General features: G+C 67.4%; 2 protein-coding genes. One reads left to right on the forward strand and one right to left on the reverse strand.

Annotated elements, in window-relative coordinates; all coding sequences use genetic code 11:
• A partial coding sequence (locus WAW85_RS02460) for an acyl-CoA carboxylase subunit beta (RefSeq protein ID WP_422558073.1) occupies window positions 1–1,306 on the reverse strand: 1,306 nt, incomplete at its 3' end.
• A gap of 103 nt (window positions 1,307–1,409) precedes the next feature.
• On the opposite strand from WAW85_RS02460, the gene WAW85_RS02465 reads away from it, so the two are divergent.
• Window positions 1,410–2,022 (forward strand): biotin--[acetyl-CoA-carboxylase] ligase (locus WAW85_RS02465; protein WP_422558074.1); only part of this gene is annotated, 613 nt, incomplete at its 3' end.

Below are 2,022 nucleotides of genomic sequence, written 5' to 3' on the forward strand. Positions count from 1 at the left end.
CCAGGTTCACGTCGGCGCCCATGTGCTTGGAGCCCATCACGTCGTACGCGCCGCCGTAGGCCTTGCGGGTGATGACGGTGATCTTGCCGACCGTCGCCTCACCGTAGGCGTACAGCAGCTTGGCGCCGCGGCGGATGATGCCGTTGTACTCCTGCTCGGTGCCCGGCAGGAAGCCTGGAACGTCGACGAGGGTGATGATCGGGACGTTGAAGGCGTCGCAGGTGCGCACGAAGCGGGCGGCCTTCTCGGAGGCGTCGATATCCAGACAGCCAGCGAATTGCGTGGGCTGATTGGCGACGATGCCGACGCTGCGGCCGTCGACTCGGCCGAAGCCGATGATGATGTTCATCGCCCTCTCGGCCTGAACTTCGAGGAACTCGTCGTCGTCGAGCAGGCGGCGAATCACCTCGTGCATATCGTACGGCTGGTTCGGCGAATCCGGGATCAGCTCGTCGAGTTCGAAATCCTCGGCGGTCAGGTTGTCTTCGATCGATCCGGTCAGCTCGGGCACGGGCAGCCGTGGCGGGTCGGCGCGGTTGTTGCTCGGCAGGTAGCTGAGTAGTTCCTTGACATACTCCAGCGCGTCCTCTTCGTCGCTGGCGACGTAGTGGGCGACGCCGGACTTGGTCATGTGCGTGGTGGCACCGCCCAGGTCTTCCATCGTCACGTCCTCGCCGGTGACCGTCTTGATCACGTCGGGGCCGGTGACGAACATCTGGCTGGTGCCGTCGACCATCACGGTGAAGTCGGTGAGCGCGGGGGAGTAGACGTGACCGCCGGCTGCCGCGCCCATAATCAGCGAGATCTGCGGGATCACGCCGGAAGCCCGGACGTTGCGGTGGAAGATTTCGCCGTATAGGCCGAGGGAGACCACACCCTCTTGGATGCGGGCACCGGCACCCTCGTTGATGCCGATCAGCGGACGGCCGGTCTTGACGGCCAGGTCCATCACTTTGACGATCTTCTCGCCGTAGACCTCGCCGAGGCTGCCGCCGAAGACCGTGACGTCCTGGCTGAAGACGCATACCTCGCGGTCGTCGATGGTGCCGTACCCGACCACGACGCCGTCGCCGACCGGACGTTTGTCGCCGAGGCCGAAGTTGGTACTGCGGTGCCGGGCCAGGGCATCGAGCTCGACGAAGGAGCCTTCGTCGAGCAAGTGTGTGATGCGTTCACGGGCGGTCAGCTTGCCCTTGGCGTGGATTCTCTCGACGGCGGCCTCGCCGACCGGGTGCTCGGCATCGGCGAGCCGATTCTTGAGATCGGCGAGCTTGCCGGTCGTCGTGTGAATGTCGGGGGTGCTCATGGGGTCCCATGCTATCGACACCGGCGCGATGGGGGAGCAGTGACACTCTTACCCGCGAGTAGGACGCGGCGGGCGGCGGGCGGCGACACTATGGTTGACGGCTATGGACCCTGTGCAGTTGCCCGATCCCGGCGGCCTGGCCGGCACCCGGTGGACCGACGTCGCCGTGGTAGCGGAGACCGGTTCGACCAACGCCGATCTCGTCGCTCGCGCTGCGGCTGGCGAGCCGGTGGACGGCGCGGTGCTGATTGCCGGTCACCAGCGGACCGGCCGCGGTCGGCACGCGCGGGTCTGGCAGACCCCGGCCGGGCAGCTCGCGGTGTCTGCGGCGATCGCCGTGTCGCCGCAGCAGACGTCCGCCATCGGCTGGCTATCGCTGTTGACCGGGCTCGCCGTCCGGTCCGCCGTGCGGGAGCTGACCGGGGTGGGCGTCGATCGGAAATGGCCCAACGATGTGATCGTGCCCAGCGGGCGGCCCGGTGCCGGTCGCAAACTGTCGGGCATCTTGTGCGAGTTCACGCCGACTGTCGGTGGCGGCGGCACCGCCGTGATCGGCACCGGTCTGAACGTGGACTTGTCCGAGATTCGGCCGCCAATTGAGACGGCGTGGTCGCTGGCCGAACTGACCGGCACACCGGCCGATCCGACCGCCGTCGCGGTGGCGTACCTCCGGGCCCTGTCGGACGTGCTGGTGAGCTGGCCCGACGATCTGGCAG

The sequence above is a fragment of the Gordonia sp. (in: high G+C Gram-positive bacteria) genome (assembly GCF_049299075.1).
In the GTDB taxonomy this organism is placed as follows: Bacteria; Actinomycetota; Actinomycetes; order Mycobacteriales; family Mycobacteriaceae; genus Gordonia.